Below are 26811 nucleotides of genomic sequence, written 5' to 3' on the forward strand. Positions count from 1 at the left end.
GCGGCGGGGTTCAAGCAACGCACTCGCGCCGGGCCCTCACCCCAACCCCTCTCCCGCAGGCGGGAGAGGGGCTCACAGCGCTGGTTCTTGATCTCCCCCTTCCCGCTTGCGGGAGAGGTTCTTGATCTTCCCTTCTCCCGCTTGCGGGAGAAGGTGCCCGCAGGGCGGATGAGGGCGCGCGACGAGGTTCAAGCAACGCACTCGCGCCGACCCCTCACCCCAACCCCTCTCCCGCGRGCGGGAGAGGGGCTCGCAACGCTRGYTYTTGATCTTCCCCTKCCYGCTTGCGGGAGACGTTCTTGATCTTCCCTTCTCCCGCTTGCGGGAGAAGGTGCCCGCAGGGCGGATGAGGGCGCGCGGCGGGGTTCAAGCAACGCACTCGCGCCGGGCCCTCACCCCAACCCCTCTCCCGCGGGCGGGAGAGGGGCTAATGGCCACGGTCCCCCTTAAACCCCCGCTCTTTTGGCCCCAGCGGCCCCGATCGCGTAGACTGCGCGCGCTTCGAGGTGACCCCCGGCATCCGCCGTCAGGGTTGAAACGGGAAGCCGGTGACGCCCCAGCGCTACGACAGCGCGATCGGGCCAGCCCGGCACTGCCCCCGCAACGGTAAGCGAGTCGACCGCGGCAACCGCCACTGTGCTCAGCACGGGAAGGCACCGCGCACGGGACCCCGGTCCCGGCTCGCGAGTCCGGAGACCGGCCCCGACGCGCGACTGGTTGCGATGCGGAGGGCGTCGCGGCGGCGACCGTCGGCGCGTTCAGCGCCCGCATTCGCGGCCCCTCTCTCCTCGCGACTCCCTCGATCGACGGCGCGGCTCCACCGCCGCGCCCCTGGAGTTTGCTCATGCGTGTTCCCAAGCTGTCCCTGGCCATCGCCGCCGCCCTCGCCCTGCCCGCTCTCGCGCAGGCGCAGCCGAACGACGACGCCACCGATCTGGACGATGTCGTCGTCACCGCGACCCGCACCGCGATCAGCGCCAACGACGCGCTGTCGCCGGTCGAAGTGATCACCCACGACGACATCGCGCGCAGCCAGGCGCGCTCGCTGCCCGACCTGCTGCGCGGCCGTGCCGGCCTCTCGATCGGCAACCAGGGCGGCCGGGGCAAGCTGACCACGCTGTCGCTGCGCGGCAGCGAGACCGACCACGTGCTGGTCCTGGTCGACGGCATCCGCATCGGCTCGGCGACCTCCGGCCTGGCTTCGTTCCAGGACCTGCCGGTCGCCCTGATCGACCGCATCGAAATCGTGCGCGGCCCGCGCTCCAGCCTGTACGGCGCCGACGCGATCGGCGGCGTGATCCAGATCTTCACCCGCCGCGACCGCGACGCCGTCGCCCCGCGCGCCAGCGTCACCGTTGGCAGCCACGGCGGCCGCGAAGCCAGCGCCGGCATCGGCGGCCGCGTCGGCCGCGGCTGGTTCGGCGCCGACGCCGCCTACCAGCGCACCGACGGCATCAATGCCTGCGACGGCTCCAGCACCCTGTTCGCCGGCTGCTTCACCGAAGAGCCCGACCGCGACGGCTACCGCAACCGCTCGCTGTCGCTGCGCGGTGGCTTCGATGCCACCGACACCCTGAGCTTCGAAGGCCATGTGCTGCGCGCCGAAGGCGAGAACGAGTACGACGGCAGCTTCGTCAACTACTCCGAGATCGTGCAGCAGGTGGTCGGCGCCAAGGGCACCTGGCGTCCTTCCGAGAACCTGCGCCTGCAGGTCAGCGCCGGCCGCAACCGCGACGAGTCCGACAACTTCCTCGGCAACGTGCCCAACGGTTACTTCGCCACCAACCGCGACAGCTTCACCGTGCAGACCGACTACGGCGTCGGCGAAGGCCAGCTGCTGAGCGTGGGCTTCGACTGGCTGCGCGACCATGCCGACAGCGACACCGCCTACGACAAGAACGAGCGCGATAACCGCGCCGGCTTCGTCCAGTACCAGGGCCGCTTCGGCGCCCAGTCGATCGAGGCCAGCCTGCGCCGCGACGACAACGACCAGTTCGGCGGCCACACCACCGGCAGCATCGCCTGGGGCCTGGGCTTCGCCGAACACTGGCGTCTGACCGCGGGCTACGGCACCGCGTTCAAAGCCCCGACCTTCAACGAGCTCTACTACCCGTTCTTCGGCAACCCGGCGCTGCGCCCGGAAGAATCCAAGACCTGGGAACTGGGCTTGGCCTATCGCGGCGAGCGCTTCAACGCGCGCATCGACGGTTTCAGCACCCAGGTCGACGACCTGATCGCCTACGACGCCGCGATCTTCCTGCCCAACAACATCGAACGCGCGCGTGTGCGCGGCGCCGAGATCGGCATCGACACTACCTTCGCCGATTGGACCGTGGCCGCCAGCGCCAGCTTCCTCGACAGCGAGAACCGGGTCGGCTTCTACGCCGGCAACGATCTGCCGCGTCGCGCCAAGCGCAGCGCGCGCGTCGACATCGACCGCGCCTTCGGCGACTTCCGCTTCGGCGTCACCGCAGTCGGTTCCAGCGCGCGTTACGACGACGTCGCCAATACCCGCCGGGTCGGCGGCTACGGCACCCTGGACCTGCGCGCCGAATACGCGCTCACCCCGGCCTGGTCGCTGCAGGCGCGCGTGGCCAATGTCTTCGACCGCGACTACGAGACCATCTCGTTCTACAACCAGCCCGGTCGCGAGTGGTTCCTGACCTTGCGTTACGCGCCGGCCCGCTGAGCCGGACGCGCGTCCAAGCCCTCGAAAGCCCGGTTCCGCCGGGCTTTCTTTTGCAGCGAGCCGGGCGGTGGACGGGCTCGCGTCTGCCGCGGCGCTGCGAGGCTACGGACCGTCCGACCCGGCGCGCCGTACCGTGCCCAAACCCTCACGGATCCACTAATTAAGTGACATTACTGAGCGCTCCGATCGGGTGCGGATCGGGCGCGCCCCCTGCGAAGGTCCAATCGGATCCCCGGTCGGAGGGCGTACGATAGCCGCAGCGGACCGGCGCCATGCCACGCATCGGCGCACCCAGCTCCGCCCACTCACCGCAGCGGCAGACAGCCTCATGAGCGACGTCAGCGCACGCGCCCTGGACTTGTTCGACGACTATATCGAGATGCCTCCGGCGCAGCGCGAACGCGCGCTCGCGGAGCTGTCCACGCGCGACCCCGAGCTGTATCGCGCGCTGCAGGCCCTGCTGGATTCCGATGCGAATGCCGACAGCAGCCTGCTGGACCGTTCGCCGGCGGCGCTGGTGGAGCAGCGGCGCGCCCGCGAAAGTCGCGATCAAGCCGATGCCGGACCCGATCCTCGCCTCGGCACTCGCCTGGGGCCCTGGCGCATCGAGCGCCTGATCGCGCGCGGCGGCATGGGCAGCGTGTACGAAGCTCAGCGCGACGACGGCCAATATCGGCAGCGGGTCGCGCTCAAATGCATCCTCGCCGAGCTGGCGACGCCGGCGCTGATCGCGGCCTTCCGCGACGAACGCAATGTGCTGGCGCGCCTCGACCACCCGGGCATCGCCGCGCTGATCGACGCCGGCGTGGACGACACCGGTCATCCCTGGTTCGCGATGCGTTACGTCGAAGGCATCGCCATCGACACCTGGTGCGACCGCCATCGCGCCAGCGTGCGGCAGCGCGTCGACCTGTTGATCCAGGCCTGCGAAGCGCTGGGCTATGCCCACGCCCAGGGCGTACTGCACCGCGACATCAAGCCATCCAATCTGCTGGTCGACGCCGACGGGCGCGTGCAGCTGGTCGACTTCGGCATCGCCTCCACCTTCGTCGCGTTTGCCGGCGCGGACCGCGAGCAGCTCGCGCTGTCGCGCGAATACGCCGCCCCCGAGGCGCGCGACCACGGCGCCACCGCCCCGGCCACCGACCTGTACGCATTGGGCGTGCTGAGCTACCGCTTGCTGTGCGGGCAATGGCCGACACCGCTGCACGCGCTGCGCGATCTGATGGACGATGCCGGTCCCGGCGAGGCGCTGCCGATGGATCGACTGCTCGATGACGCCGCGCCCGCCGTCGCCGAGCAACGCGGCGTCGCGAACCTGACCGCGCTCAAGCGCCTGCTCGCGGGCGACCTGTCGGCGCTGGTGCGCAAGGCCGTGGCCCTGCGCCCGCAGGACCGCTACGCCAGCATCAACGAATACGCCGAGGACCTGCGGCGTTGGCGCGAGCACCGGCCCTTGGCGATACGCGGCGACGATCTGCTGTACCGGGCCCGTAAGTTCGCGCGCCGCCACCGTCTGGCCGTCGGCGTAGCCGCCGCCGTGGCGGTCGCAGGCGCGGTGGGCGCCGGCCTGGCCCTGCGCCAACACCGCATCGCGGTACGCGAAACCCAGGCCACCGCCGCCGTGAGTCGCCTGTTCGCGTCCACCCTGGGCATGGCCACGCTGTCGGGGCTGGGCAGTGCGCCGTTCTCGTCGAAAGCGCTGCTGGACAAGACCGAGCGCGAGCTGCGTGGGCTGCCCTTGGACGAACATCCGTTGCTGCATGCGCGCAGCCTCGCGACCTTGGCGCGCAGCTACGCCGTGCTCGGCGACTATCGCCACGCCCAGCGCCTGGCCGACCAGGCCCAGGTGGCGCTGGGCGACGCGCGCGACGACGAGGGCTCCATCGGGGCCACGCGACTGGCGATGCTCAACAGCCGTGGCCGCTACGCCGAGGCCGAGAAATTGGCCCGCGCCCAATTGGAGAGGATCGGCGACAGCGACGATGCGAACGCGCAGTCGATGCGGCTGAGCTTCGGCGCCGAGCTGGCGAAGGCGCAATGGGGACAGGCGGACACCCTCGGCGCGGTCCGGACCATGGACGAGCTGGTGGACCAGGCGCAAAGACTATCTCGCGACCATGAAGAAGTCCGCGCAGAGCTTCTGCTTGTGCGTGCGAACTTTCTGCACCGCATGCTGCGTTTCGAAGACGCCGAGGCAGACGCCATCAAAGCCGAGGCGCTGGCGCGGCCGCGCAATCCGATACTCGCCGACGATGCGCTGGATCTGCTGGTAACCATTCTCGGCCGCCGAGGCAAGCCCGATGTACTGAAGCGAGCGCAAGAATTGGCCGCGAACCGTCGCCGCAACCTGGGCCCGAGTCATCCCAAGACGGCGGAGGCCGTGCTCGGCTTGGCCTGGGCGCAATACCCTCACCAGGTGCAGGAAGATATCGAGGGTGCGTTGACGCAACTGGAAGCAAGCCACGGGCGAGATAGTCCGACCTTCGCCATGGCTTTGGGTGGTATATCTTGGGCGATCGCACGCGACGATAAAGACAACGTGCGCCTGCTGCGCGAAGCACTAAGCACTCTGCAACGCACCGCGGGCCCGCAGGCCGAGCAGACTATCGCGCTCAAAGGAAACCTTGGCGCGGCCCTGATCAGTCTGTCCGGCGTCCAGCGCACTCCGCGCGACGTCGCCGAAGGTATCGAGCTTTTGCGACAGACCATTGAGGAGAAGCGTCGGTCGGGCATTGCCGCGCCGTACGAGCGGAGCCTGCTGGTTTCCACCATTCTGGCCGACGGCGATATTTCGCGCCTGGCCGAGGCCCAGCGTCAGGTCGACGAAAGCCTGCGCGAGGCTGAGCGCTACTACGGCGGGCCTCACGATCTCCTATTGCAGGACTTGAGCCAACTGGGGGACCAACTGCTATACGTGCGCGGAGAGCGCGAGCAAGCGGATCGTCGTTTCGCGCAGCGCATCGAAGACAACCGCGCCTTCCTGGACAGGAAACTCCTCGAACGCACCAGTGAGGATTACTTGCGCGCCCACTTTCTTAATCGAGCCTTGGTCTTTCGGGCGCTACACGCGCATGAAACCTGCCGAAGAATAGATGCCGCGGCACATTTGGATCGTGCCTTGCGTTTTGACGAGCGCGTACTGGATCGCGACGATCCCATCACACTGACGGTTCGCGGTTACCGCGATAGCCTGCGAGACCAGGGGTTGATGCTGGATACGACGAACGCTTTGTGGCTATCGAAGTCGGAGACCGAAGCCGTGAATCGGCGTGCGCGTGCCTGCAACAAGGGGTAAAGCGATGATCTCGCACCCAGTGGCTGCCGGCATATTCGCCGCTCGAGCTGGTCGGTGATCGCGAACCAACGCAGCCATTTCCGGTTGGAAACCGCGTCACGTTGCGTTCCCATGCTCGCTCGAATTTAACCGATATTGACGGCGGGCCGATCGGCCAAGATGATCCGCTCAACTCTCACGCAGATCGCGCATGAGCAAGACCGGATTGGCCCTGGCCGCACTCTATCTCGCCCTCATCGCGATCTGCCTCGGCTTCGCTTTCGGCGGCAACGGCGATCCCAAGGGCCGGTTCGTATTCCTGCAGTTGCCCATTGCGCCGCGGTTGGCGCTGTTGCAGGCGCTCGGCCTGTCCGCATTAGCGTACGGCCTGCGCGCGCGGACGCCGTCGCGATGAGCGGATCCGACCTGGGGCCGGCCTTGCTGCTGCTGATCGTGCTGGGCCTGGTCGCGTGGCAGGCGCGCGCGCTGCTGCTGGCGAAGGCCTCGGCCGGCTGGCCGCGTACGCGCGGCCGGGTGCTGAGCGCCTATCTCGACGAAACCCAGCCGGACGAGGATGGCGACGTCACCCATTCGGCGCATGTGCGCTACCGCTATCAGGTGGGCCGGCATCACTACACCTCGACCCGACTGAGCTATCGGCCCACGCGTTACCTGGGTTTTTCCGATGCCGCCGAACTGCTAGACGGCATCGTCCAGGGCCGCGAAGTCGAGGTCAGCTACGATCCGCAACGCCCGCAGCGCGCGGTGCTGGTGCCCGGCAGCTCCACCGCCAATCTGGTGCACCTGCTCCTGGCGGTGCTGCTGTCGCTGTGGCCGCTGTACTACCTGGTCACCTGATCGCCGCCTGCCCCCTGTCTCGGAGTCGATCGTGCTCGAATTCCTGTTCCAACTGATCGGCGAAGTGGTCCTGCAAGGGGTGCTGGAACTGCTGGTGGACCTGGGCCTGGAACCGTTCCGCCGGAAGCGCAAGTCGCCGCCTTACAACCCCTGGTTCACCGCGATCGCTTACGCCTGCCTGGGCGCGCTGGCCGGTGGCGTCAGCCTGTGGCTGCTGCCGGAACTGCTGGTGCGGGACGAAAGCTGGCGAGTGGTCAACCTGATCGCGACGCCGATACTGGCCGGGTTCGCGATGGCCGCATTGGGCGTTTGGCGGGTCAAGCGCGGGCACGTGCAGGTGAGCATCGAGCGCTTCTCCTACGCCTACCTGTTCGCGCTGTGCCTGGCCTTGGTGCGGTTCCACTTCGCCGGCTAGGCCCGGCCCTCAAGCCGCGACGATCACCGCCCGCCGCAAATAGGCCTGGGCCGCCTCGCGGTCGCGCGCGACTTCCTCGCTCAGCCACTCGCGGAACCTGGCGATCTTGCCGCTGCGCTGGCGCGCGCTCGGGTAGGTGAGCCAGAACGCGCGCCCGTCGCCGGCGACGAAATCGTGCGCGGGCGCCAGGCGTCCGGATTCGAGTTCGCCGCGGAACAGGATGGGCGAGCCGATCGCGATGCCGTGGCCGGCGACCGCGGCGGCGACGTCCAGGTGCTCGGCCGACAGATGGGTACCGAAGCCGCCCGGCGGCGCGGCGTCGGCGTGGCCCTGGGCGCGATACCACAGCGCCCACCAGTCCGGCCGGCCCAGCAAGGGCACGCTCAAGGGCCGTCGCGGATCGCCGAGTTCGGCCGCGGCCGCGCGCAGGGCTGGCGCGCACAAGGGCATGAAGATCGCCGGAAACAGTTCCATCGCCTGCATCCCGGGCCACACGCCGTGGCCGTTGCGGATGGCGAGATCGTAGCGGCCCACGCCCAGGTCCTGGGCCTCGACCGACAGATCCAGTTCCAATGCGATCTGCGGATGCCGCGCGCGGAAGCGTCCCAGCTTGGGCGTGAGCCAACTGGTGCCCAGCGTCGGCAAGGTGGTCAGCGACAAACGCGATTCGTCGATGTCGACCGCGCGCACGAAGCTCGCGCGCAATGCGGCAAAGGCGGCGATGGCCTCGCGCGCGACCAGCTCGCCCGACTCGGTCAGCTCGACCCGGTGCGGGTGGCGCCGGAACAGGGCCACGCCGATCTGCTCCTCGAGCCGGCGTACGTGGTAGCTGACCGAGGCCGCCGTGGTGTCCAGCTCCTGCGCGGCCTTGGCGAAACTGCCCAATCGGGCCGCCGATTCGAAGGCCCGGATCGCGGACAAGGAGGGGAATCGCGGCGACTGGACCATAAGTGTGACTTAGCCTGCGGCCCGGAATTCGTGTCGTCAACCGCGGCGGCGGCACGCATCCTGGGCGCCGCAACCTCCGCCACCGCCACAGGGACTGCGCATGACCTCCTTCCCCATCCAGCCCGGATCCGCATCGTCGCGGGTCGATGCGGACGCCACCGATTCCCCGGCCTCGCCGGGTCGGCGCGGCTTCGTGACCCGCACGGCCCTGGCCGGTGCCGCGGCCTTGGCCCTGCCCGCCTGGAGCTTCGCGAAAGCGCCCGCCACACCCGGCGCGCATGCGCGGGACTGGGCCTGGCTGCAGGGCAACTGGGACGTGCGCCATCGGCGTTTGAAGGAGCGCTTGGCGGGCAGCCAGGACTGGCAGGACTTCGCCGGCAAGAGCGCGTGCTGGGCGACCTTGGACGGCCTGGGCACCATCGACGACAACCTCGTCGAGTTGCCCGGCGATCCCTACCGCGGCCTCGGCATCCGCGCCTACGACCGCGACTCGGGCCGGTGGTCGATCTGGTGGCTGGACGCGCGCAACCCGACCCACATCGATCCGCCGGTGCGCGGCGGCTTCATGGGCGACGGCGGCGAGTTCGTCGGCCACGACACGCTGCGCGGCAAGCCGATCGTGATGCGCTTCCGCTGGCACGACATCCACGGCCGACAGCCGTGGTGGGAGCAGGCGTTCTCGCCCGACGGCGGCGCCAGTTGGGAAACCAATTGGCGCAACTATTTCACCCGCACCGCCGCGCGGCCCTCGCCGCTGGACAAGCTGGCCGACGCGCCGCGCGATTTCGATTTCCTGGTCGGCGATTGGCAAGTCAGCCACCGCCGCCTGCGCCAGCGCCTGGTCGGCAGCCAGGACTGGGACGAGTTCGGCGGCACCCTGCGCAATTGGCCGGTGCTGGGCGGCTACGGCAACGTCGGCGACAACGTCTTCGAGTTCCCGACCGGCACGGTGCGCGGCGTCGGCCTGCGTTCCTACGATGCGAAAAACAAGCAATGGCTGAGCTGGTGGCTGGACGGCCGCACGCCGACCGCGATCGCGCCGCCCGTGCGCGGCGGCTTCGACGCGCAGGGCCTGGGCACTTTCATCGGCGACGATAGTCTCGATGGCAAGCCGATCCGTACCCGCGTGTTGTGGTCGCGCATCACCGCGCGCTCTGCGCGCTGGGAGCAGGCATGCTCCAACGACGGTGGCGCCAATTGGGAAACCAATTGGATCAGCGATTTCGTGCGCAAGATCTAGGGGTGCGATCGATGGGCTTGGACATCGCCGCGAAACACCTGCTTCGCCCGGCCGCGATCTGCTGGCTGATGCTGGCGGCCGGCGCAAGCGATGCGAGTTCGCCTGCTGTGGCGGGCGAAGCATCGAAGCCCTCGATCGAGATCCTCGATACGCCGGCCGTGTTCGCGCCCGGCATCGCCTCCACGCGCTACGCGGAAATCCGCCTCACCCTCAGCCCCGACGGCCGCACCGCGCTGTGGTTCAGCCGCGACCGGCCCGGCGGCGCGGGCGGTTACGACATCTGGATCTCGCGCCGCGGCGAACAGGGCTGGAGCGAGGCGACGCCGGTGCCGTTCAACTCGCCGGGTCGCGATTTCGACCCCGCGTTCTCCGCCGACGGCCGCAGCGTCTATTTCTGTTCGGACCGCCCCGGCGGCCTGGGCGCGGACGATTTGTGGCGGGTCGCGGTCGTCGCCACCGGCTTCGGCGAGCCCGAGCCTCTGGGCGCGGCGGTGAACAGCCCGGGCAAGGAGTACGCACCCATGCTCTCGGCCGACGGCCGGCGCCTGCTGTTTGCCAGCGACCGCCCCGGCGGCGCCGGCGGACTCGACCTCTACGTCGCGCGGCGGCGCGGCGACGGCTTCGACGACGCACAACGCCTGAGCGGAGGCATCAACACCTCGGCCCACGATTTCGACGCCAGCTATCTCGCCGACGATGCCAGCATCGTCTACTCGCGCGCGCAGGACTTCCGCACCGATCGGGTCGACCTCTATCTGGCGAGGCCCCACGGCAAGGGCTACGATGCGGGCCAGTTGCTGCCGCTAAGCGTGAACAGCCGCGAGACCGATAGCTACGGCCCGATGCTGGACTGGTCGCAGCGCGATCGTCTGCTCTACTCGGCCCAACGCGACGGCGCGCAGAGCATGGAGCTGCATCTGGTTCGCTATCGGCTGCCTGCATGGGACGCCGATGCGGCGCGCAAACACGCGGCGGGCGACGACCCCAGCCCGTAGCTCGAACGCAACGGCTGCCATCGCCGCGCATACAGGAGTTTTCGCCAGGATGGACACCGTCATCTGCGTCTTGCTCTGGATCGGCGCGATCGGCTGCGGCCTGCTCGGCGGCCTGTTCTTCGCCTTCTCGGTGTTCATCATGAGCGCGCTGGGCAGCATCGCCCCCGACGCCGGCATCGCCGCGATGAACGCGATCAACCGCGTCATCCTGCGTTCGCTGTTCATGCCGGTGTTCTGGCTCACCACGTTCGCCGGCCTGGCGCTGGCTGGCATCGGGATCGTGCATGCGAGCGCGCCCGGCGCCTTGGCCATGCTCGTCGGCGGCGTCGTCCACGTGCTGGGCATGTTCGTATGCACGGTCGCGTTCAACGTGCCGCTCAACAACGCCCTAGCCGCGGTCGACCAGGGCGGCGAAGCCGCGCTGCCGGTCTGGCAGCGTTACCTGCGCGATTGGACGCGCGGGAATCACGTGCGCACACTGGCGTGCACGCTCGCCAGCGCGCTATTCGTGCTGGCCTTGCTGCAGCGCGCCGCGCCCGGCTAGCGGGGCGGCGAGTCGGCTTGGCGCGCCGGAGGGCCGCATCGCATACTCCGACCGTCGCTAAGGAGCCTCGATGCGCATCCGCATAAGCTGGCGTTGGTTCGCCTGGGGCCTGCTGGCCTTGCTGGCGCTGGTCGTCAGCGGTGTACTGCTTGCCGACCGTCTGACCCCGCCCGCGACGGGCGCGCCCAGCGCCCACCTGCCCTTGCGCGCGGCGCAGACCACGATCGACCGCGAACTCGCGCCGCGTCTGGCCGCGCATCCGGGCAAGACCGGCGTGCTGATGATCCCGGGCGGCCTGGAGGCTTTCGCCGCGCGCGCGACCAGCGCGCGCGCCAGCGGCCGCAGCCTGGATCTGCAGTACTACATGTGGCACGACGACCTGGTCGGCGGCTTGCTGGGCCGCGAACTCTACGCGGCGGCCGAGCGCGGCGTGCGCGTGCGTCTGCTGCTGGACGACATCAACGCCAAGGGCCTGGACCCGGCGCTGATGGTGCTGGACGCGCACCGCAATATCGAGATTCGCCTCTACAACCCCTTCCGCAACCGCGAGGGATTGTGGCGTTTGCTGGAAATGGTGCAGCGCGTTTTCAGCATCAATCACCGCATGCACAACAAGGCCTGGATCGCCGACGGCCGGGTCGCCGTGGTCGGCGGCCGCAACGTCGGCGACGAATACTTCGACGCCCACCAGGAAGTGAATTTCCGCGACCTCGACCTGCTGCTGGCGGGCCCGGCGGTCGCCGACGCCAGCGCCATCTTCGATCGCTACTGGAACAGCCCCGCGGTGGTGCCGATCGCCGCACTCAGCGACAAGAAGCCGGCTGAGCTGAAGGCTTACATTGCCCGGATCGACGACGATGCCAAGGGCGACGAGGCCAAGCGCTATCTGCAACGCGTCTCCGATTCGCTGGACCAAAACCTGCCCTGGGACACCGGCATGCACTGGAGCGAAGGCGTGCGGGTAGTGTCGGATCCCGCACAGAAGCGCGGCGACGGCGGCGACGACTGGCTGGTGACCCAACTGATCGCCAAGCTCGCCACCACCCAGCGCGAGGCCTTGCTGATCTCGCCCTACTTCGTGCCCGGCGAGGAAGGCAGCGAGGGCCTGGTCGGCCTGGTGCGCAAGGGCGCCCAGGTCGGCGTGGTGACCAACTCCCTGGCCGCGAACGATGTCCCGGCCGTGCACAGCGGCTATGCGCGCTACCGCGAGCGCCTGCTGGCGGGCGGCGTGCGCCTGTACGAGATCCGCCGCAGCGGCCCCAGCGCCGCCGCCGGCCTGTTCGGCAGCAGCGGCGCCAGCCTGCATACCAAGGCCTTCGTGGTCGACGGCGCGCGCGGCTTCGTCGGCTCGTTCAACCTCGACCCGCGTTCGGCCGAGCTCAACACCGAGATGGGTGTGCTGTTCGAGGACGCGACGCTGGCCGCGTCCTTGCGCCGCGAGTACGAACGCCTGGCCGCGCCGGCGCTGAGCTATCGGGTGACCCTGGACGACGGCCGCCTGTGCTGGCTGGACGAGACCAGCCGCCCGCCGCGCTTGCTCGACCGCGAGCCGGACGCCGGCCTCATGCGCCGCGCCACGGCGCGCGTACTGGGCTGGCTGCCGATCGAATCGCAGTTGTAGCGGCGCTAGCGGGTTCTGGTCGCCGCATAGGTATTCGCGCCGCGCAACAGCTCGAATCCCGCCACGGCGCCGTCGTGGTTGCGCTGGAAGCGTAGCGACATGTCCTGAGCGGTCATGAAGAATGAATCCTTGCCTTCCGCGTACAGCTCCATGCGCTGCGCACCGAACAGTTCGCTTTGGAAATACAGGCGTTCGCCGTCGGCGATGACCTGAGCGGGCAGGTCCAGCAACCGGTAACCGCCGGCCAGTGCCCGATTCGCCTCGGCATCGCCCGCGATCGCGGCCTTCTCGATCACCCGGAACTCCGGCCAGCCGTACTCGGCGGCGATGCTGCACAGGATCTCCTCGATCAGCGCGGCGCCGTTGTCGCTGTTGGTCATCACCACCACGCCCTGGCCCGAGCGCGTGTAGCCGTACAGTTGCGCGCGAAAGCCGGCGCTGCCGCCGCTGTGGCTGAAGCTGCTGCGGTCGCCCAGGTTTTCGACGAAGAACCCCAGGCCGTACTCGCCCAGGCCGCGCGTGAGCATGGTCGCGGCCATGTCGCGCGACAGCAGCCGCGCGGACTGGCCCGCCTCGGCGCGCTGCACCTCGATCAGCACGCGTGCCAGATCGCTGGGGGTGGTCCACAGGCCGGCCGCGGCCGATTCCGGATACACATGCCCCCCGCCCGCGATGCCCTTGCCGCTGCCATCGTGGGCGCTGGCCGCGCGATCGCGCCAGGCCTCCGGCAAGGGCGCCGCAAACGTGCTGCGACGCATCTCCAGCGGATCCAGCACCGCCTCCCGCATGTAGCGCTCGAAGGGCTGCCCGCTGGCCTCGCTCATCATCAACTGGACGATGCTGTAGCCGCCGCCCGAATAGCGCCAGACGCTGGCGGGTGCGAGCTCTACCCGGACCGGCGCCGAGTTGGCCGGCGCCGCGCCCTCCAGCACCTGCAGCAAGCTCGGCAGCGTCTGCCCCGGCGCATAGCCGTCGTAACCGTGCACGTTGGTACCGGCGCTGTGATTGAGCAGCATGCGCAAGCTGACCGCATGCGCGCGGGTGTAAGAGTTCTGCGGGATCTGCCAGGACGCGAGTTGACGATTGGCATCGCCGTCCAAGGCGAGCCGGCCCCGCTCGACCAGACGCAGCGCGCCGATGGCGCTGAGCGACTTGCTGATCGAAGCGGCCTGAAACAAGGTGTCGGTATCCACCGGCCGCCCGCTGACGGCATCGGCCACACCGTAGGCGCGCGCCCACTCCACCCGCCCCTCGTTGACCAAGGCGATGCTGACCGACGGCACACGGTGGAAGGCCATGCGCTCGCTCAGGCCGCGCCGCCGGCCCGGCGCCCCCTTGACCACGATGCGCGTCGACAACCCCTGCTCGACTCTGGCGATCCGCGCCTGCAGCGCCGCTGCGGCCGCAGCGGCCGTCGGCGCCGGCGCGGTTTGCGCCTGCGCGCACAGGCTCGATAGCGCGAGTGCGGCGCAGCACAGCCAGCGGGAATGCTTCATCGGGAGTTCGCCATCGTCGGGGTTCCGGGATCGGATGCGCGACCGCGAGGTTTGGTTGGAACGGCGACGCCGGCGAGCGGGCCAGCAGCCGCCTCTTGTTCCGCCTCCGCCAGGAAGCGCGACAATGGGCCCGCCACGATTACGGTTGGGGCGCCGCCCGCGCAGCGACCCTATCGACCGCACGTAGATTCGCCGACGCGGCGGCCGCCCGCAGCGATTGCGTTTCGGCCGATCCTGGCGGGAAATAGGGGCCAGGCGCAGCAGGCATCTGGCCGTCGGAGAGCCGCATGGATTCAACCCATTTGTTCGAGCTGGTGATCGTGATGTTCCTGGCGATCATCGCGCTGCACTACGTGGCCGACAGGCTGGGCCTGCCGCCGTCGGTGGGTCTGCTCGCCGGCGGCGCGGCGCTGGCCTTCCTGCCCGGTCTGCCCGCCATCAGCGTCGATCCCGAATTGGTGCTGGTCATTTTCCTGCCGCCGCTGCTGATGGACGGCGCCTGGTCCATCGCCCTGACCCGGCTGCGCCGCCATCTGATCGGCATCGGCTCGATGGCGGTGGGCGCGGTGCTGTTCACCTGCGTGGTCGTGGCCGTGGTGACTCATTGGCTGATTCCGTCGCTGCCCTGGGCCGCCTGCGCGGCGCTGGGGGCGATCGTGTCGCCGCCCGACGCCGTGTCCGCGCGCTCGGTGCTGCAACGGGTGAAGCTGCCGCGGCGCCTGCAGATCCTGCTGGAGGGCGAAAGCCTGCTCAACGACGCCAGCGGCCTGGTGCTGTTCCGCTTCGCGATCGCGGCCGGCGTCACCGGCGCCTTCAGTGCGAGCGAGGCGGTCGGCAGCTTCTTTCTGCTGGCGCTGGGAGGCGTGGCGGTCGGCATCCTGGTCGGCCTGCTCTGGGTCAAGCTGGTGCGCCGCCTGGGCGACGAATACCTGATCATCGCGACCACCGCGCTGCTGGGATGGATCGCCTACCTGCTCGGCGAAATGCTGCACGTGTCCGGCGTCATCGCCACGGTGACCGCGGGACTGATCGCGAGTTGGAACTCCAGCATCATCCTCTCGGCCTCGACGCGCATGCGCGGCACTTCGTTCTGGACCGTGCTGGTGTTCCTGATGGAGGCCTCGGTCTTCATCCTGATCGGGCTGTCGCTGCGCGGCGTGGTCGAACGCGGCGGCGGTTTCGGTGTGGTGGCCGCGACGATGGGATGGCACATCCTCGGGGTGATCGCCGCGCTTACCGTCGCGCGCTTCGTCTGGGTGTTCGGCTCCGATCTGATCATCAAGCTTTGCAACGCGCTGGGGCTCAAGCGTTACCAGCCCATCGGCGCGCGCGGCTCGACGGTACTGAGCTGGGCCGGCGTCCGCGGCGTGGTCACCCTGGCCCTGGCGCTGAGCGTGCCGGAAGGCTTCCCGGGCCGCGACTTCATCCTGGTCACCTCGTTCGCCGTCATCCTGGGCACCGTCCTGTTGCAGGGCATGACCCTGGGCCGCGTGATCGCATGGGCGCGCCTGACCGAGCCGGAAACCGAGAAGCCGCGCCTGACCATGAGCCAGGCCGAAGCCGCGATGGCGCAGGCGCAGTTCGCGACCGTGCGCGCCCTGGCCTACGACAGCGCCGGCGAACTCATCCACCCCAAGCTGCTGGCGCAATACGAACGCAAGTCGGTGGCGATCGTCGACTACGCCGCTCGCACCGAGCACTACACGCCGCTGCTGCACGCCCACTTCGACGTCGTCCTGGAAGCCGTGGCCAGCGGCCGCCGCGAACTGATCCGCCTGCACCGCGCCGGCGATATCGACGACGCGACCTTGCGCGAGCTGGAACGGGATCTGGATCTGGAAGAGCTGAGCGCGATTTCGGCCAAGGCGTAAGCGCGGTCGTCACGTCGGGGCAGAATGCGCCCGGCGTTTCATGTCGTCGACGGCAGGGGCGCCCCCCCCGAAACCGGCGTCCGCGCGCTTGTCGCGGTCGCTCGCTGGTGTCGGTTACAGCCGCGCGATGTGGAGCTGCCCGATCCGGGCGATTTCCGCGTCCTGCACCCCCGCTTCCGCCGCGAAGCCGGACCATTCGCGCACCGCCTCGCATACGCGGCTTATCGCTTTTTCCGCATCCGGGATCGAGAACCGGGCCGCCACGTTCAGCAGGTCGTCTTTGGTGATGGCGTCGAATTTACCGTTGATGCTCATCAGGTGCTGCTGGGTCCACTCGCCGCTCGGGTTGTAGGCGAATGTCACATCGTAGGCCGGGGTCGGCTCCCAGGCCCCGCCTTCGCGCAGCATGAAGGCGTGATTCTTCGTGTGGTCGTCGTGGTTCTTCGCCACCACGTTGAACGTCATCCTGGCGAACAGCTGGGTCAGCGCCTCGGGGGCCAGCCCCAGTTGCGTGGCCACCATGAACAATTGCTCGTAAGCATGCGTGCCGCGCTGTTTGTAGTTGAGGTGTTGCAAGGCGCACAGCGTCTGCACGTGCACCTTGTCGTTGCCCTCGCGGTCGAAGCGCTTGGTCATGAAGTGCCGTCGGCCGTTCTCCTGCAGCAGGCGGCAGGGGCTCATGACGATGCCGGCGTGCGTCGCCATGAGGTAGTAGGCGTACTCGATTCGTCCGTAGTCCTGGCTGGATCCCAGCTCCAGATCCTTGCCGACCCCATCGAACTTCAGCAGCCAATGCTCCCAACCCGGATCCACGTCGAACTGGCCGCTACGGATTTCGTTGGTTTGCGGATGCCAGGCGATCACCGCCTTGGCGCGCGCGCCGCCGGCCGAGGTGCCCACGCGGATGATGTTGGCAAGCGCCGCCTGCGCGGCTTCGTCGTCGCTCAGATCCGCATGAATGGCACGGCGCGCCTCTTCCACCAGGCTCTTCATCGCCAGCGGTTTCTTGGACTCCCTGGCCGAACCGCGCGCCGGCCGGAACTCGATCGCGCCCATGCCGCGTTTGCCCATGTACGCAAGGCGATCCAGGGTGGTCACGTCCTGCTTGGCGACGCCGTGGCTGGCCATCCACGCGTCGATCAACTGGTTGCCGAAGTCGTCGGGCAGGGCATCGGCGAGCAGGCCCGGCAAGCCCTTGTAGGCCTCGCGATCCAGACTGGGGAATGTATGGATGCCGGGTCCAGGGGTGGGCATCGTCAGCGGCGCCAACTGGATCCCGCGGCGCGCCCAGGCCGGGTCGTATTCGAAGGCGTAGGACGCATACGTCGGATCCGCCGCGACCGCGCCGACGCGCTTACCCCATACGCGCACTTCGACGACGACCAGCGGTGCGGCGTTCATGAGCGCCGCCTCGGCGCTCGCTTGGGCTGGGCCTGGCGAGTGCGCAGCAAAGCCATGGGGCTGATCGTCGGTGCCGGCGCCAGCGCGTCCAGGGACGACAAGGCATCCAATGCCTTCAGAACGCTGACGTAGGTAATCAGCGACGAGCCTTTGCCACGCTCGAGGTCGCCCAGCGCCCGTGGCGATACGCCGGCCCGGCTGGCCAGCTCCGCCTGGGTGAGCGCTTTACCGATGCGCAGCCGGCTGATCCGCCCCCCGAGCTCTGAGAGGAGTTCTTGCGGCGTATTGAATGCGGCAGACATAACTAGCGCTTTCTCGCCAAACGGATAGCTCGAAGCCTATCACAAGGCGGAAATCCGCTAGTTAAATACATATCAATCAAATAGCACTATTCCGCCGAATAAGGCGGAGATATCGCTAAATAGGCAGAAAAGCGCTAGTTAACTGGCTACGCCCTTAAGAGCGTCTAGCGCAGCCGCACGCTCATCCTCGCAAGCCTCATCTACCCGGACCGCCCCGACTGGCGCGGTCGCGGCTCATTCCACCGTCACCGACTTGGCCAGATTGCGCGGCTTGTCGACGTCGGTGCCGCGCGCCAGGGCGGCGTGGTAGGCCAGCAGCTGCACCGGAATCGCGTGCACCACCGGCGACAGCACGCCGACGTTGCGCGGGGCGCGGATCACGTGCACGCCCTCGGAGGGGCCGAACTGGCTGTCCTCGTCGGTGAACACGAACAGCTCGCCGCCGCGCGCGCGCACTTCCTGCATGTTCGACTTCACCTTCTCCAGCAGGCCGTCCTTGGGCGCGATCACCACCACCGGCATGGCCGCGTCGACCAGCGCCAGCGGGCCGTGCTTGAGCTCGCCGGCCGGGTAGGCTTCGGCGTGGATGTAGGAGATTTCCTTGAGCTTGAGCGCGCCTTCCAGCGCGATCGGGTAGTGCACGCCGCGCCCCAGGAACAGCGCGTGCTGCTTGGGCGCGAAGCGCTCGGCCCAAGCGGTGATCTGCGGTTCCAGATTCAGGGCGTGCTGCACACTGCCGGGCAGGTAGCGCAGTGCGTCGATGAACTCGGCTTCCTGCGCGGCGTCCAGACGGCCCTGCAGCTTGGCCACGGTTGCGGTCAGGATGAACAGCGCCACCAACTGAGTGGTGAAGGCCTTGGTCGAGGCCACGCCGATCTCGGCGCCGGCGCGGGTGTAGTAGACCAGTTTGCTGGCGCGCGGAATCGCGCTCTCTGGCACGTTGCAGATCGACAGGGTGCGCTCGTGGCCCAGCGACTTGGCGTACTTCAGGGCCTCCATCGTGTCCAGGGTTTCGCCCGACTGCGAGATCGTCACGATCAACTGCTTCGGGTTGGCAACCGCCTTGCGGTAACGGTACTCGCTGGCGACCTCGACCTGACAGGGCAGGCCGGCGATGGCTTCGATCCAGTAACGCGCGGTCAGACCGGCGTAATAACTGGTGCCGCAGGCCAGGATCTGCACGCCTTCGATATCGCGCAACACGGCTTCGGCGTCGCGGCCGAACAGCGCCGGCAGGAACGCGCCGTCGTTCATGACCGCTTCGATGGTGTCGGCGATCGCACGCGGCTGCTCGTGGATCTCCTTCTGCATGAAGTGGCGGTAGGGGCCCAGTTCCAGCGAGGCCAGCGACACGTCCGACAGATGGACATCGCGCGCGGCCAGCTTGCCATGCTCGTCGTACACGTCGACGCCGTCGCGACGCACGTCGGCGGTATCGCCCTCTTCCAGGAAGATCACCTTGCGCGTGGCCTGGATGATCGCCGAAACGTCGCTGGCGACGAAGTTCTCGCCCTCGCCCAGGCCGACCAGCAGCGGACAGCCCATGCGCGCGGCGACCAGACGGCCGGGTTCGCGCTTGCTGACCACGGCGATCGCGTAGGCGCCGATCAGTTCGCGCACCGCGCTCTGCACCGCGAGCAGCAAATCCTTGCCCTGCGACTGATGGTGATGGATCAGATGGGCGATGACTTCGGTGTCGGTCTGCGACTCGAACACGTAGCCGGCCGCGCGCAGGCGCTCGCGTTGCTCTTCGTGGTTTTCGATGATGCCGTTATGCACCACCGCCAGTTCGCCGAAGCTGATGTGCGGATGCGCATTGGCTTCGGTGACGCCGCCATGGGTGGCCCAACGGGTGTGGCCGATGCCGAGCGTGGCGTGGAAGCCCTCGGACTGTGCCGCGCCCTCCATTTCGGCGACGCGTCCGGTGCGGCGCACGCGGCGCACATCGGCGCCGTCGATCACCGCGATGCCGGCGGAATCGTAACCGCGGTACTCCAGCCGCTTAAGACCTTCGATCAGGACCGGTACCACATCGCGATCCGCGATCGCGCCGACGATTCCACACATGCTGCGAATGCTCCTGCTGGTGTCCGCCTAGTTTAACGGCGCGCGGCGGCACAACCGGCATGTCCGGTCTGTCCGGCGGACGCGGTGTCCGTCCGGACGGACACCCGGACACTGCGCGCCAGCCAATAAAATCAACAACTTGCGGTTGGCACGACTCGTGCATTGCATAACAGCAAAGACCTTTCGCCCACCCGCCGAGCCGAACACCGCATGAGCATCCGCGATACCGCCGCCCAGGACCGCCCCGTCGCCGCCACCTCCTCCGTCGCGAGCAAGCGCCGTCGCCCCTGGCTGCTGGCCGGCGCCGCCGGCGTCGGCACCATCGCGCTGGCGGCCTGGCTGCTGTCGGGCTGGAGCGCCAGCGGCCGTTCGGTCGACGCATCGCGGGTGCGCATCTCCGAGGTCAAGCGCGGCGACCTGGTGCGCGACATCTCCGCCGACGGCCGCGTGATCGCCGCCAACAGCCCCACCCTGTACGCGATCGCCGCGGGCACGGTGGTGTTGAAGGTGGTCGCCGGCGACGTGGTCAAGCAAGGCCAGGCGCTGGCCGAAATCGACAGCCCCGAACTGCGCAGCAAGCTGGCGCAGGAACAGGCGACCCTGGCCAGCCTGGAAGCCGAGGCCGGCCGCTCCGAGCTCGACGCCCAGCTGGCGCGCTCGAATGCGCGCAAGGCCTACGACCAGGCGCAGATCGAACGCACCGCCGCGATCCGCGACCTGGAACGCCAGCAGCGCGGCTTCGAAGGCGGCGCGGTGGCGCAGGTCGACGTGGCGCGCGCGCAGGACGAACTCAAGAAGGCCGACATCGGTCTGGCGCATGCGCGCCAGGACGCCGGCCTGCAAGGCCAGGGCGCCGGCCTGGACACGCGCAACAAGCGCCTGCTCGCCGACCGCCAGCGCGCGATCGTGATCGAGACCCAGCGCCAGGTCGACGCGCTGACTCTGCGCGCGCCCTTCGACGGCCAGGTCGGTCAGGTCCAGATCGCGCAGCGCGCCAACGTCGCCGCCAACGCGCCGGTGCTCAGCGTGGTCGATCTGGCCGTGTTCGAAGTCGAGATCAAGGTGCCGGAAAGCTTCGCCCGCGATCTGGGCATCGGCATGCCGGCGCAGATCACCAGCGGCGCCGGCGAACCTTACGCCGCGCAGGTTTCGGCGGTGTCGCCGGAAGTGGTGAACGGCGAAGTCACCAGCCGCCTGCGCTTCACCGGCAAGCAGCCCCCGGGCCTGCGCCAGAACCAGCGCCTGTCCGCCCGCATCGTGCTCGACACCCGCCGCAACGTGCTGATGGTCGAGCGCGGCCCCTTCCTCGAACAGTCCGGCGGCCGCTTCGCCTACGTGGTCGACGGCAGTCGCGCGGTGCGACGCCCGATCCAGGCCGGCGCCAGCAGCCTCAGCGCGGTCGAGATCGTTTCCGGCGTGCAACCGGGCGAGCGCGTGGTGGTATCCGGTAGCGACCAGTTCGACAACGCAGAAAGCATCCGCCTCTCAGGAGAATGATCATGAAAGCTTCCAACCGCACCCCAGTGTTCCCCTTCGACCTGCATTGGACCTCCGACGACCTGGCCGGCGCGATGCCGCTGCGCCTGAGCGAGCTGTTCGACTTCGACGCCGCGCGCGCCCAGGCCCAGCCCAGCGCCAACGTCGAAGCCCCGGTCCAGGCCTGGCGCCGCAACGGCTACCTGCGCAACGCCGCGCCGACCTCGTTCCGCGTTCGCTGATTCCTCTCCACCTTTTCACTCAGGACATACCGTCATGCTCGACATGCGCCAGGTCACCAAGGTTTACCGCACCGAACTCGTCGAAACCCACGCGCTGCGCTCGCTGGACCTGCATGTGCGCGAAGGCGAGTTCGTCGCGGTCACCGGCCCGTCGGGCTCGGGCAAGACCACCTTCCTCAACATCGCCGGCCTGCTGGAAACCTTCACCGGCGGCGAGTTCCGGCTCGACGGCGAGGACGTCAGCGGCATGTCCGACGACGCGCGTTCGCGCCTGCGCAACCGCAAGATCGGCTTCATCTTCCAGGGCTTCAACCTGATCCCCGACCTCAACCTGTTCGACAACGTCGACGTGCCGCTGCGCTACCGCGGCATGCCCGGCGCCGAACGCCGCCAGCGCATCGAAGACGCGCTCAGCCGGGTCGGCTTGGGCTCGCGCATGAAGCACTACCCGGCCGAGCTGTCGGGCGGCCAGCAGCAGCGCGCCGCGATCGCGCGCGCGCTGGCCGGCAGCCCGCGCCTGCTGCTGGCCGACGAGCCCACCGGCAACCTCGACTCGCAGATGGCGCGCGGCGTGATGGAGCTGCTGGAGGAGATCAACGGCCAGGGCACCACCATCGTCATGGTCACCCACGATCCCGAACTGGCCGCGCGCGCGCAGCGCAACGTGCACATCGTCGACGGCATGGCCACCGACTTCGCGGCCGTGCCCAGCCTGGTGCGCTCGCTGGCCAGCGACGACGCCGCCGCCACCACCGCCTGAGGACGTCGCGATGACCGCCAACTCCATGTTCGGCTACTACCTCGACCTGGCGTTCCGAAGCTTCCGCCGCAACAAGATGCTGACCGCGCTGATGGTGCTCGCCATCGCGCTCGGCATCGGCGCTAGCATGACCACGCTGACGGTGTTCTACGTGCTCTCCGGCGACCCCATCCCGAGCAAGAGCGATCGTCTGTTCTACGTGCAGATGGATCCGCGCACCAAGGATGGCTACACCCCAGGCGAGGATCCTTCGTTCCAGATGACCCGCTTCGATTCCGAAGCCCTGCTGCGCGCCAAGCGCGCCCAGCGCCAGGCAGTGATGACCGCCGGCTCGGCCAACATCGAGCCCGACCGCCAGGGCCTGACGCCCTTCATGTCCGACGCGCGTTTCACCTCCGCCGACCTGTTCGCCATGTTCGACGTGCCCTTCCTGCAGGGCGGCGCCTGGAAGGCCAGCGACGACGAGAACCGCGCGCGCGTGGCGGTGATCAGCAAGGAACTCAGCGAGAAGCTGTTCGGCGCCGGCCCCAGCGTCGGCAAGCCGATCCGGATCAACGAGTCGGAGTTCCGCGTGGTCGGCGTGATCGACAACTGGCGTCCGACGCCGCGCTTCTACGACTTGAGCAACGAAAAGTTCGGCCGCGGCGAGCAGGTGTTCATTCCGTTCTCGACCTCGCTGGCCCTGCGCATGGGCAACAACGGCGATATGAACTGCTGGGGAGAGAACCGTAACGACGACCCCGAGGGCTCGCACGCGCTCAACGCGCCCTGCGCCTGGCTGCAGTATTGGGTGGAACTGGACTCGGCCGACAAGGCCAAGGACTACCTGGCCTATCTGGGCAACTACTCCGACGAGCAGCGCAGCGCCGGCCGCTTCGAGCGTCCGACCAACGTGCGCCTGTACAACGTGATGGATTGGCTGGACCACAACAAGGTCGTGCCCTCCGACGTGCGCCTGCAGACCTGGCTGGCATTCGGCTTCCTGCTGGTCTGCCTGCTCAACACCGTCGGCCTGCTGCTGGCCAAGTTCCTGCGTCGCGCCAACGAGATCGGCGTGCGCCGCGCGCTCGGCGCCTCGCGGCGCGCGATCTTCGCCCAATGTCTGGTCGAAGCCGGCACCGTCGGCCTGGTCGGCGGCGTGATCGGCCTGGGCCTGGCGATGCTGGGCCTGTGGGCGGTGCGTCAGCAACCGGCCAGCTACGCCGAACTCGCCCATCTGGACCCGACCATGCTGGTCGCCACCTTTGTGATCGCGGTCGTCGCCAGCGTGCTGGCCGGCCTGTTGCCGGCCTGGCATGCCTGCCAGGTGACCCCGGCCATCCAGCTCAAGAGCCAGTGAGGCCCACCATGGACATCCGCCCCATCCTGACGACCCTGCGTCGCCACAAGACCGCCGCCGCGCTGATCGTGTTCGAGATCGCGTTGAGCTGCGCCATCATCTGCAACGCGGTGTTCCTGATCAGCAACCGTCTGGAGCTGATGAACCGCACCAGCGGCCTGGCCGAAAACGAAATCGTGCGGGTGCAGCTGACCGGCATCAACAACAACGAGGACGCCCGCTCCGTCACCCAGGCCGATCTGGCCGCGCTGCGCGCACTGCCCGGGGTCAAGGCCGCCACCGTCAGCAACCAGGTCACGTTCGGCAATTCCTCCTGGAACAGCGGCGTGAGCGTGAAGCAGGATCAGCCGTTCCCGAACCTCAGCGCGACCACCTACTTCGGCGACGAGCAGTTGCTCGATACCCTGGGCCTGAACCTGATCGCCGGCCGTCGCTTCACCAACGACGAGTACATCAACTACGAGGACTTCGACAAACTGCCCGCCGATGCCGGCGTGCCGGCGGCGATCGTCACCAAGGTCGTCGCCGAGAAGCTGTTCCCGGGCGAGAACGCGGTCGGCAAGGTGTTCTACAGCTGGGGCCCGAAGCCGATCCGCATCGTCGGCGTGGTCGACCACCTCGCGCGTCCGAACAACCGCGGCGGCGCCGGCGAGTACGAGTACTCGATGATCTTCCCGATCCGGGTGACCTACGAGGTCGGTGGCAACTACCTGCTGCGCGTGGATCCCAGCCGCCGCGACGAGACCATGAAAGCGGCGATGGCGGCGCTGGAGAAAAGCGGGCCGACCCGCATCATCCTGGAGGACCAGAGCAAGACCCTGGAAACGATGCGCCGTGAGTTCTATCAGCAGGACCGTTCCATGGCCTGGCTGCTGGTCGCGGTGTGCATCGCCCTGCTGGTGGTGACCGCGCTGGGCATCGTCGGCCTGGCCAGCTTCTGGGTGCAGCAGCGGACCAAGCAGATCGGCGTGCGCCGCGCATTGGGCGCGACCCGCGGCCAGGTGCTGCGCTACTTCCAGACCGAAAACTTCCTGCTTGCCACGCTCGGCATCATGATCGGCATGGCGCTGGCCTACGGCATCAACATGGTGCTGATGAGCGCCTACGAACTGCCGCGACTGCCGGCGATCTACCTGCCGCTGGGCGCGGTCGCGCTGTGGGCGCTGGGCCAGATCGCGGTGTTCGGTCCGGCGCGCCGCGCCGCGGCGGTGCCGCCGGCGGTCGCGACCCGCTCGATCTGACGCGTTCGATTCGCAACGCGTGGCGCAGTTCCGGGCGCGCGCGCAACGCGCCCGCTAGTCTCTCCGAGTCGGTCCGCAAGCCCGTCCAGCCTCCGCGCTGGACGGGCCCGGACCGGGTCGTCTCGAAATCCGGTACGGAGCCCGCACTCATGTTCCCACGCAGCACCCCCTTGCACGCCCTCGCGCTCGCCCTGACCCTGGCCATCGGCGGCGTCCACACCGCAGCCGCCGCCCCCGCGGCGCCGGCGTCCAGCGCGACCAGCGCCGACGTCGCCGCCCGCACCGGCGCGCTCAACGCCCTGCTGGACGAGCAGTGGCAGACCTTCCTGCGCGAAGCGCCGGAGCAGGCCAGCTTCTTCGGCGACTATCGCTACAACGCCGGCTGGAGCGATTTCTCGCTCTCCGCCGTCGACAGCCAGACCCGCGATCTCGAAGCGCTGCTCAAGCGCTTCCGCGCGATCGACCCCGAAGGCCTGGCCGACGCCGACCGACTCAACCTGCAGCTGATGATCCGGCGCCTGGAAAGCGACCGCGAGTTCTACCGGCTCAAGCTGCACGAGATGCCGCTGGACCAGATGAACGGCATCCACCTGCTGCTGCCGATCATCGCCAGCGCGTTTCCGTTCAACGACGTCAAGCAGTACGACGAATACATCGTGCGCCTGCGCGCGATGCCCAAGCTGCTGGACCAGGTCACCGAGCGCGCGCGTCAGGGCGCCAAGGACGGCCTGATGCCGCCGCGCTACCTGTTGGAGAAAGTGGTCGCGCAATGCGACGGCATCGCCGACCCGGCCGGCGCCGACAACGTGTTCGCCCAGCCGCTGCAGAAATTCCCCGACAGCGTGCCGGCCGCCGAGCGCGAGCGCATCCGCAAGGCCCTGCTCGCCGCGGTCGACGAACAGGTGCGGCCGGCCTATCGCAAGCTGTCCGAATTCGTCGCCAAGGAATACGCGCCGCAGGGCCGCGAAACGCCGGGCCTGTGGTCGCTGCCCAAGGGCGAGGCGCTGTACGCCTACCAGATCCGCCAGCAGGCCTCGACCGACATGAGCGCCGAGCAGATCCACCAGCTCGGCCTGGCCGAAGTCGCGCGAATCGAGAAGACCCAGGCCGAGATCGCGCGCAAGCTCGGCTATGCCGACCTCAAGGCGATGCGCGCCGCGGTGCGCCAGGATCCCAAGCAACACGCGCAGTCGCGCGAGCAGATCCTGGAGCTGTACCGCAAGTACGTGACCCAGATGGAGCCGCGCCTGCCCGAGCTATTCGGCCTACTGCCCAAGACCGGCGTGGAAGTGCGCGCGATCGAACCCTACCGCGAGAAGTCCGCGTCCGCGGCCGGCTACATGCCCGGCACGCCCGACGGTTCCCGGCCGGGCATGATCATGATCAATACCAGCGCGCCGACCGAACGCCTGCTGCTGCCGATCGAGGCGATCGCCTACCACGAAGGCATTCCCGGCCATCACCTGCAGAATTCGATCACCCGCGCCCTGCCCGAGCTGCCGCCGTTCCGGCGCCTGATCGGCGAGACCGCCTACATCGAAGGCTGGGGCCTGTACTCCGAGCGCCTGGGCAAGGAACTGGGTTTCTATCAGGACCCGTACAGCGACTTCGGCCGACTCGCCCAGGAACTGGTGCGCGCCAACCGCCTGGTGCTGGACACCGGCGTGCACCACAAGCGTTGGACGCGCGAACAGATGGTGGCCTGGTACCGCGAGCATTCGGATTCGGACGAGCCCAACATCCAGGCCGAGGTCGATCGCTACATCGCCAACCCCGGCCAGGCGCTGGCCTACAAGATCGGCGAGCTGAAGATCGTCGAGCTGCGCGAGCGCGCGCAAACCGCGCTCGGCGATCGCTTCGACATCCGCGCCTTCCACGATCAGGTCCTGGGCGGCGGCGCCCTGCCGCTGGACGCGCTGGAGCAGCGTATCGACGGCTGGATCGCACGCACTCGCGCCAGCGGCGCGGCCGCGGCCGCGGCCGCGCCATGATCGACGCGCCGCCGCGCGGTATCGGCGCCCGCGCGCCG

The 26811-nt window shown here is 68.6% G+C and carries 21 protein-coding genes and 1 riboswitch; of the genes, 16 read left to right on the top strand and 5 right to left on the bottom strand.

The window, feature by feature from the left end:
* The first annotated feature begins 487 nt into the window (after positions 1-487).
* Positions 488-720, top strand: a riboswitch (cobalamin riboswitch).
* Positions 721-844: 124 nt separating this feature from the next.
* From btuB to ASE35_RS13355, 5 genes are all read left to right on the top strand, one after another.
* Complete coding sequence (gene btuB, locus ASE35_RS13335; protein ID WP_057164158.1) at positions 845-2689, top strand: TonB-dependent vitamin B12 receptor; 1845 nt, start codon at positions 845-847, stop codon at positions 2687-2689.
* A gap of 190 nt (positions 2690-2879) precedes the next feature.
* On the top strand, positions 2880-5987 hold the full coding sequence (locus ASE35_RS13340; protein ID WP_157489463.1) for a serine/threonine-protein kinase: 3108 nt from the start codon (positions 2880-2882) through the stop codon (positions 5985-5987).
* A 190-nt stretch (positions 5988-6177) separates the two neighbouring features.
* The gene (locus tag ASE35_RS13345; protein WP_057164160.1) at positions 6178-6381 is read left to right on the top strand and encodes a hypothetical protein; all 204 of its coding nucleotides are present in this window, start codon (positions 6178-6180) and stop codon (positions 6379-6381) included.
* Positions 6378-6824 carry a DUF3592 domain-containing protein gene (locus tag ASE35_RS13350; protein WP_056180458.1) on the top strand — a complete coding sequence of 149 codons (447 nt, stop codon included), beginning with the start codon at positions 6378-6380 and terminating at the stop codon, positions 6822-6824. The genes ASE35_RS13345 and ASE35_RS13350 overlap by 4 nt, the downstream gene beginning before the upstream one ends.
* A gap of 31 nt (positions 6825-6855) precedes the next feature.
* Positions 6856-7239 (top strand): hypothetical protein, encoded by a 384-nt coding sequence (locus ASE35_RS13355; RefSeq protein ID WP_057164161.1) that lies wholly within the window; start codon positions 6856-6858, stop codon positions 7237-7239.
* 9 nt (positions 7240-7248) lie between these two features.
* On the opposite strand, the gene ASE35_RS13360 is transcribed toward ASE35_RS13355, so the two are convergent.
* Entirely contained in the window at positions 7249-8187 is a 939-nt protein-coding gene (locus ASE35_RS13360; RefSeq protein ID WP_057164162.1) for a LysR substrate-binding domain-containing protein, read from the bottom strand.
* 100 nt (positions 8188-8287) lie between these two features.
* Here ASE35_RS13360 and ASE35_RS13365 point away from each other — a divergent pair, with 100 nt between their 5' ends.
* From ASE35_RS13365 to ASE35_RS13380, 4 genes are all read left to right on the top strand, one after another.
* On the top strand, positions 8288-9427 hold the full coding sequence (locus tag ASE35_RS13365) for a hypothetical protein (protein ID WP_235570074.1): 1140 nt from the start codon (positions 8288-8290) through the stop codon (positions 9425-9427).
* Between the two features lie 11 nt (positions 9428-9438).
* A complete protein-coding gene (locus tag ASE35_RS13370) occupies positions 9439-10422 on the top strand; it encodes a PD40 domain-containing protein (RefSeq protein WP_057164163.1) in 984 nt (327 codons plus the stop codon).
* Between the two features lie 49 nt (positions 10423-10471).
* Positions 10472-10966, top strand: a complete 495-nt coding sequence (locus tag ASE35_RS13375) for an anthrone oxygenase family protein (RefSeq protein WP_057164164.1) — start codon at positions 10472-10474, stop codon at positions 10964-10966.
* 70 nt (positions 10967-11036) lie between these two features.
* A complete protein-coding gene (locus tag ASE35_RS13380; protein WP_057164165.1) occupies positions 11037-12587 on the top strand; it encodes a phospholipase D family protein in 1551 nt (516 codons plus the stop codon).
* Positions 12588-12592: 5 nt separating this feature from the next.
* On the opposite strand, the gene ASE35_RS13385 is transcribed toward ASE35_RS13380, so the two are convergent.
* Positions 12593-14083 carry a serine hydrolase domain-containing protein gene (locus ASE35_RS13385; protein WP_082611270.1) on the bottom strand — a complete coding sequence of 497 codons (1491 nt, stop codon included), beginning with the start codon at positions 14081-14083 and terminating at the stop codon, positions 12593-12595.
* Between the two features lie 287 nt (positions 14084-14370).
* Here ASE35_RS13385 and ASE35_RS13390 point away from each other — a divergent pair, with 287 nt between their 5' ends.
* Positions 14371-15954: a Na+/H+ antiporter gene (locus ASE35_RS13390; protein ID WP_057164166.1), complete on the top strand. Its 1584-nt coding sequence runs from the start codon at positions 14371-14373 to the stop codon at positions 15952-15954.
* A 114-nt stretch (positions 15955-16068) separates the two neighbouring features.
* On the opposite strand, the gene ASE35_RS13395 is transcribed toward ASE35_RS13390, so the two are convergent.
* The 3 genes from ASE35_RS13395 to glmS form a co-directional block, all read right to left on the bottom strand.
* Complete coding sequence (locus ASE35_RS13395) at positions 16069-17355, bottom strand: type II toxin-antitoxin system HipA family toxin (protein ID WP_057164167.1); 1287 nt, start codon at positions 17353-17355, stop codon at positions 16069-16071.
* Entirely contained in the window at positions 17352-17657 is a 306-nt protein-coding gene (locus ASE35_RS13400) for a helix-turn-helix transcriptional regulator (RefSeq protein ID WP_057164168.1), read from the bottom strand. The genes ASE35_RS13395 and ASE35_RS13400 overlap by 4 nt, the downstream gene beginning before the upstream one ends.
* Positions 17658-17891: 234 nt before the next feature.
* Positions 17892-19724 (bottom strand): glutamine--fructose-6-phosphate transaminase (isomerizing), encoded by a 1833-nt coding sequence (glmS, locus tag ASE35_RS13405; RefSeq protein WP_057164169.1) that lies wholly within the window; start codon positions 19722-19724, stop codon positions 17892-17894.
* A gap of 210 nt (positions 19725-19934) precedes the next feature.
* Here glmS and ASE35_RS13410 point away from each other — a divergent pair, with 210 nt between their 5' ends.
* The 6 genes from ASE35_RS13410 to ASE35_RS13435 all read left to right on the top strand — a co-directional run bounded on the left by ASE35_RS13410 (position 19935) and on the right by ASE35_RS13435 (position 26773).
* The gene (locus ASE35_RS13410; RefSeq protein ID WP_057164170.1) at positions 19935-21221 is read left to right on the top strand and encodes an HlyD family efflux transporter periplasmic adaptor subunit; all 1287 of its coding nucleotides are present in this window, start codon (positions 19935-19937) and stop codon (positions 21219-21221) included.
* A 2-nt stretch (positions 21222-21223) separates the two neighbouring features.
* On the top strand, positions 21224-21442 hold the full coding sequence (locus ASE35_RS13415; protein ID WP_157489464.1) for a hypothetical protein: 219 nt from the start codon (positions 21224-21226) through the stop codon (positions 21440-21442).
* Positions 21443-21476: 34 nt separating this feature from the next.
* Positions 21477-22202 carry an ABC transporter ATP-binding protein gene (locus ASE35_RS13420; RefSeq protein WP_056180491.1) on the top strand — a complete coding sequence of 242 codons (726 nt, stop codon included), beginning with the start codon at positions 21477-21479 and terminating at the stop codon, positions 22200-22202.
* Between the two features lie 25 nt (positions 22203-22227).
* Positions 22228-23541, top strand: coding sequence for an ABC transporter permease (locus tag ASE35_RS13425; protein WP_056181257.1), 1314 nt, complete (start codon positions 22228-22230; stop codon positions 23539-23541).
* An 8-nt stretch (positions 23542-23549) separates the two neighbouring features.
* Positions 23550-24782, top strand: coding sequence for an FtsX-like permease family protein (locus ASE35_RS13430; RefSeq protein ID WP_056180494.1), 1233 nt, complete (start codon positions 23550-23552; stop codon positions 24780-24782).
* Between the two features lie 149 nt (positions 24783-24931).
* Positions 24932-26773: a DUF885 family protein gene (locus ASE35_RS13435; protein WP_200957027.1), complete on the top strand. Its 1842-nt coding sequence runs from the start codon at positions 24932-24934 to the stop codon at positions 26771-26773.
* The last annotated feature ends 38 nt before the right edge of the window (positions 26774-26811 follow it).

The sequence above is a fragment of the Lysobacter sp. Root916 genome, from assembly GCF_001429785.1.
Lineage (GTDB): Bacteria > Pseudomonadota > Gammaproteobacteria > Xanthomonadales > Xanthomonadaceae > Lysobacter.

Excerpts from the sequence above, each read along its gene's own strand:
- ASE35_RS13420 (WP_056180491.1), top strand. The coding sequence starts at position 21,477 with ATGCTCGACATGCGCCAGGTCACCAAGGTTTACCGCACCGAACTCGTC.
- ASE35_RS13410 (WP_057164170.1), top strand. The coding sequence starts at position 19,935 with ATGAGCATCCGCGATACCGCCGCCCAGGACCGCCCCGTCGCCGCCACC.
- ASE35_RS13350 (WP_056180458.1), top strand. The coding sequence starts at position 6,378 with ATGAGCGGATCCGACCTGGGGCCGGCCTTGCTGCTGCTGATCGTGCTG.
- ASE35_RS13415 (WP_157489464.1), top strand. The coding sequence starts at position 21,224 with ATGAAAGCTTCCAACCGCACCCCAGTGTTCCCCTTCGACCTGCATTGG.
- ASE35_RS13430 (WP_056180494.1), top strand. The coding sequence starts at position 23,550 with ATGGACATCCGCCCCATCCTGACGACCCTGCGTCGCCACAAGACCGCC.
- ASE35_RS13400 (WP_057164168.1), bottom strand. The coding sequence starts at position 17,657 with ATGTCTGCCGCATTCAATACGCCGCAAGAACTCCTCTCAGAGCTCGGG.
- ASE35_RS13375 (WP_057164164.1), top strand. The coding sequence starts at position 10,472 with ATGGACACCGTCATCTGCGTCTTGCTCTGGATCGGCGCGATCGGCTGC.
- glmS (WP_057164169.1), bottom strand. The coding sequence starts at position 19,724 with ATGTGTGGAATCGTCGGCGCGATCGCGGATCGCGATGTGGTACCGGTC.
- ASE35_RS13395 (WP_057164167.1), bottom strand. The coding sequence starts at position 17,355 with ATGAACGCCGCACCGCTGGTCGTCGTCGAAGTGCGCGTATGGGGTAAG.
- ASE35_RS13380 (WP_057164165.1), top strand. The coding sequence starts at position 11,037 with ATGCGCATCCGCATAAGCTGGCGTTGGTTCGCCTGGGGCCTGCTGGCC.
- ASE35_RS13435 (WP_200957027.1), top strand. The coding sequence starts at position 24,932 with ATGTTCCCACGCAGCACCCCCTTGCACGCCCTCGCGCTCGCCCTGACC.
- ASE35_RS13365 (WP_235570074.1), top strand. The coding sequence starts at position 8,288 with ATGACCTCCTTCCCCATCCAGCCCGGATCCGCATCGTCGCGGGTCGAT.
- ASE35_RS13390 (WP_057164166.1), top strand. The coding sequence starts at position 14,371 with ATGGATTCAACCCATTTGTTCGAGCTGGTGATCGTGATGTTCCTGGCG.
- btuB (WP_057164158.1), top strand. The coding sequence starts at position 845 with ATGCGTGTTCCCAAGCTGTCCCTGGCCATCGCCGCCGCCCTCGCCCTG.
- ASE35_RS13370 (WP_057164163.1), top strand. The coding sequence starts at position 9,439 with ATGGGCTTGGACATCGCCGCGAAACACCTGCTTCGCCCGGCCGCGATC.
- ASE35_RS13360 (WP_057164162.1), bottom strand. The coding sequence starts at position 8,187 with ATGGTCCAGTCGCCGCGATTCCCCTCCTTGTCCGCGATCCGGGCCTTC.
- ASE35_RS13345 (WP_057164160.1), top strand. The coding sequence starts at position 6,178 with ATGAGCAAGACCGGATTGGCCCTGGCCGCACTCTATCTCGCCCTCATC.
- ASE35_RS13425 (WP_056181257.1), top strand. The coding sequence starts at position 22,228 with ATGTTCGGCTACTACCTCGACCTGGCGTTCCGAAGCTTCCGCCGCAAC.
- ASE35_RS13385 (WP_082611270.1), bottom strand. The coding sequence starts at position 14,083 with ATGAAGCATTCCCGCTGGCTGTGCTGCGCCGCACTCGCGCTATCGAGC.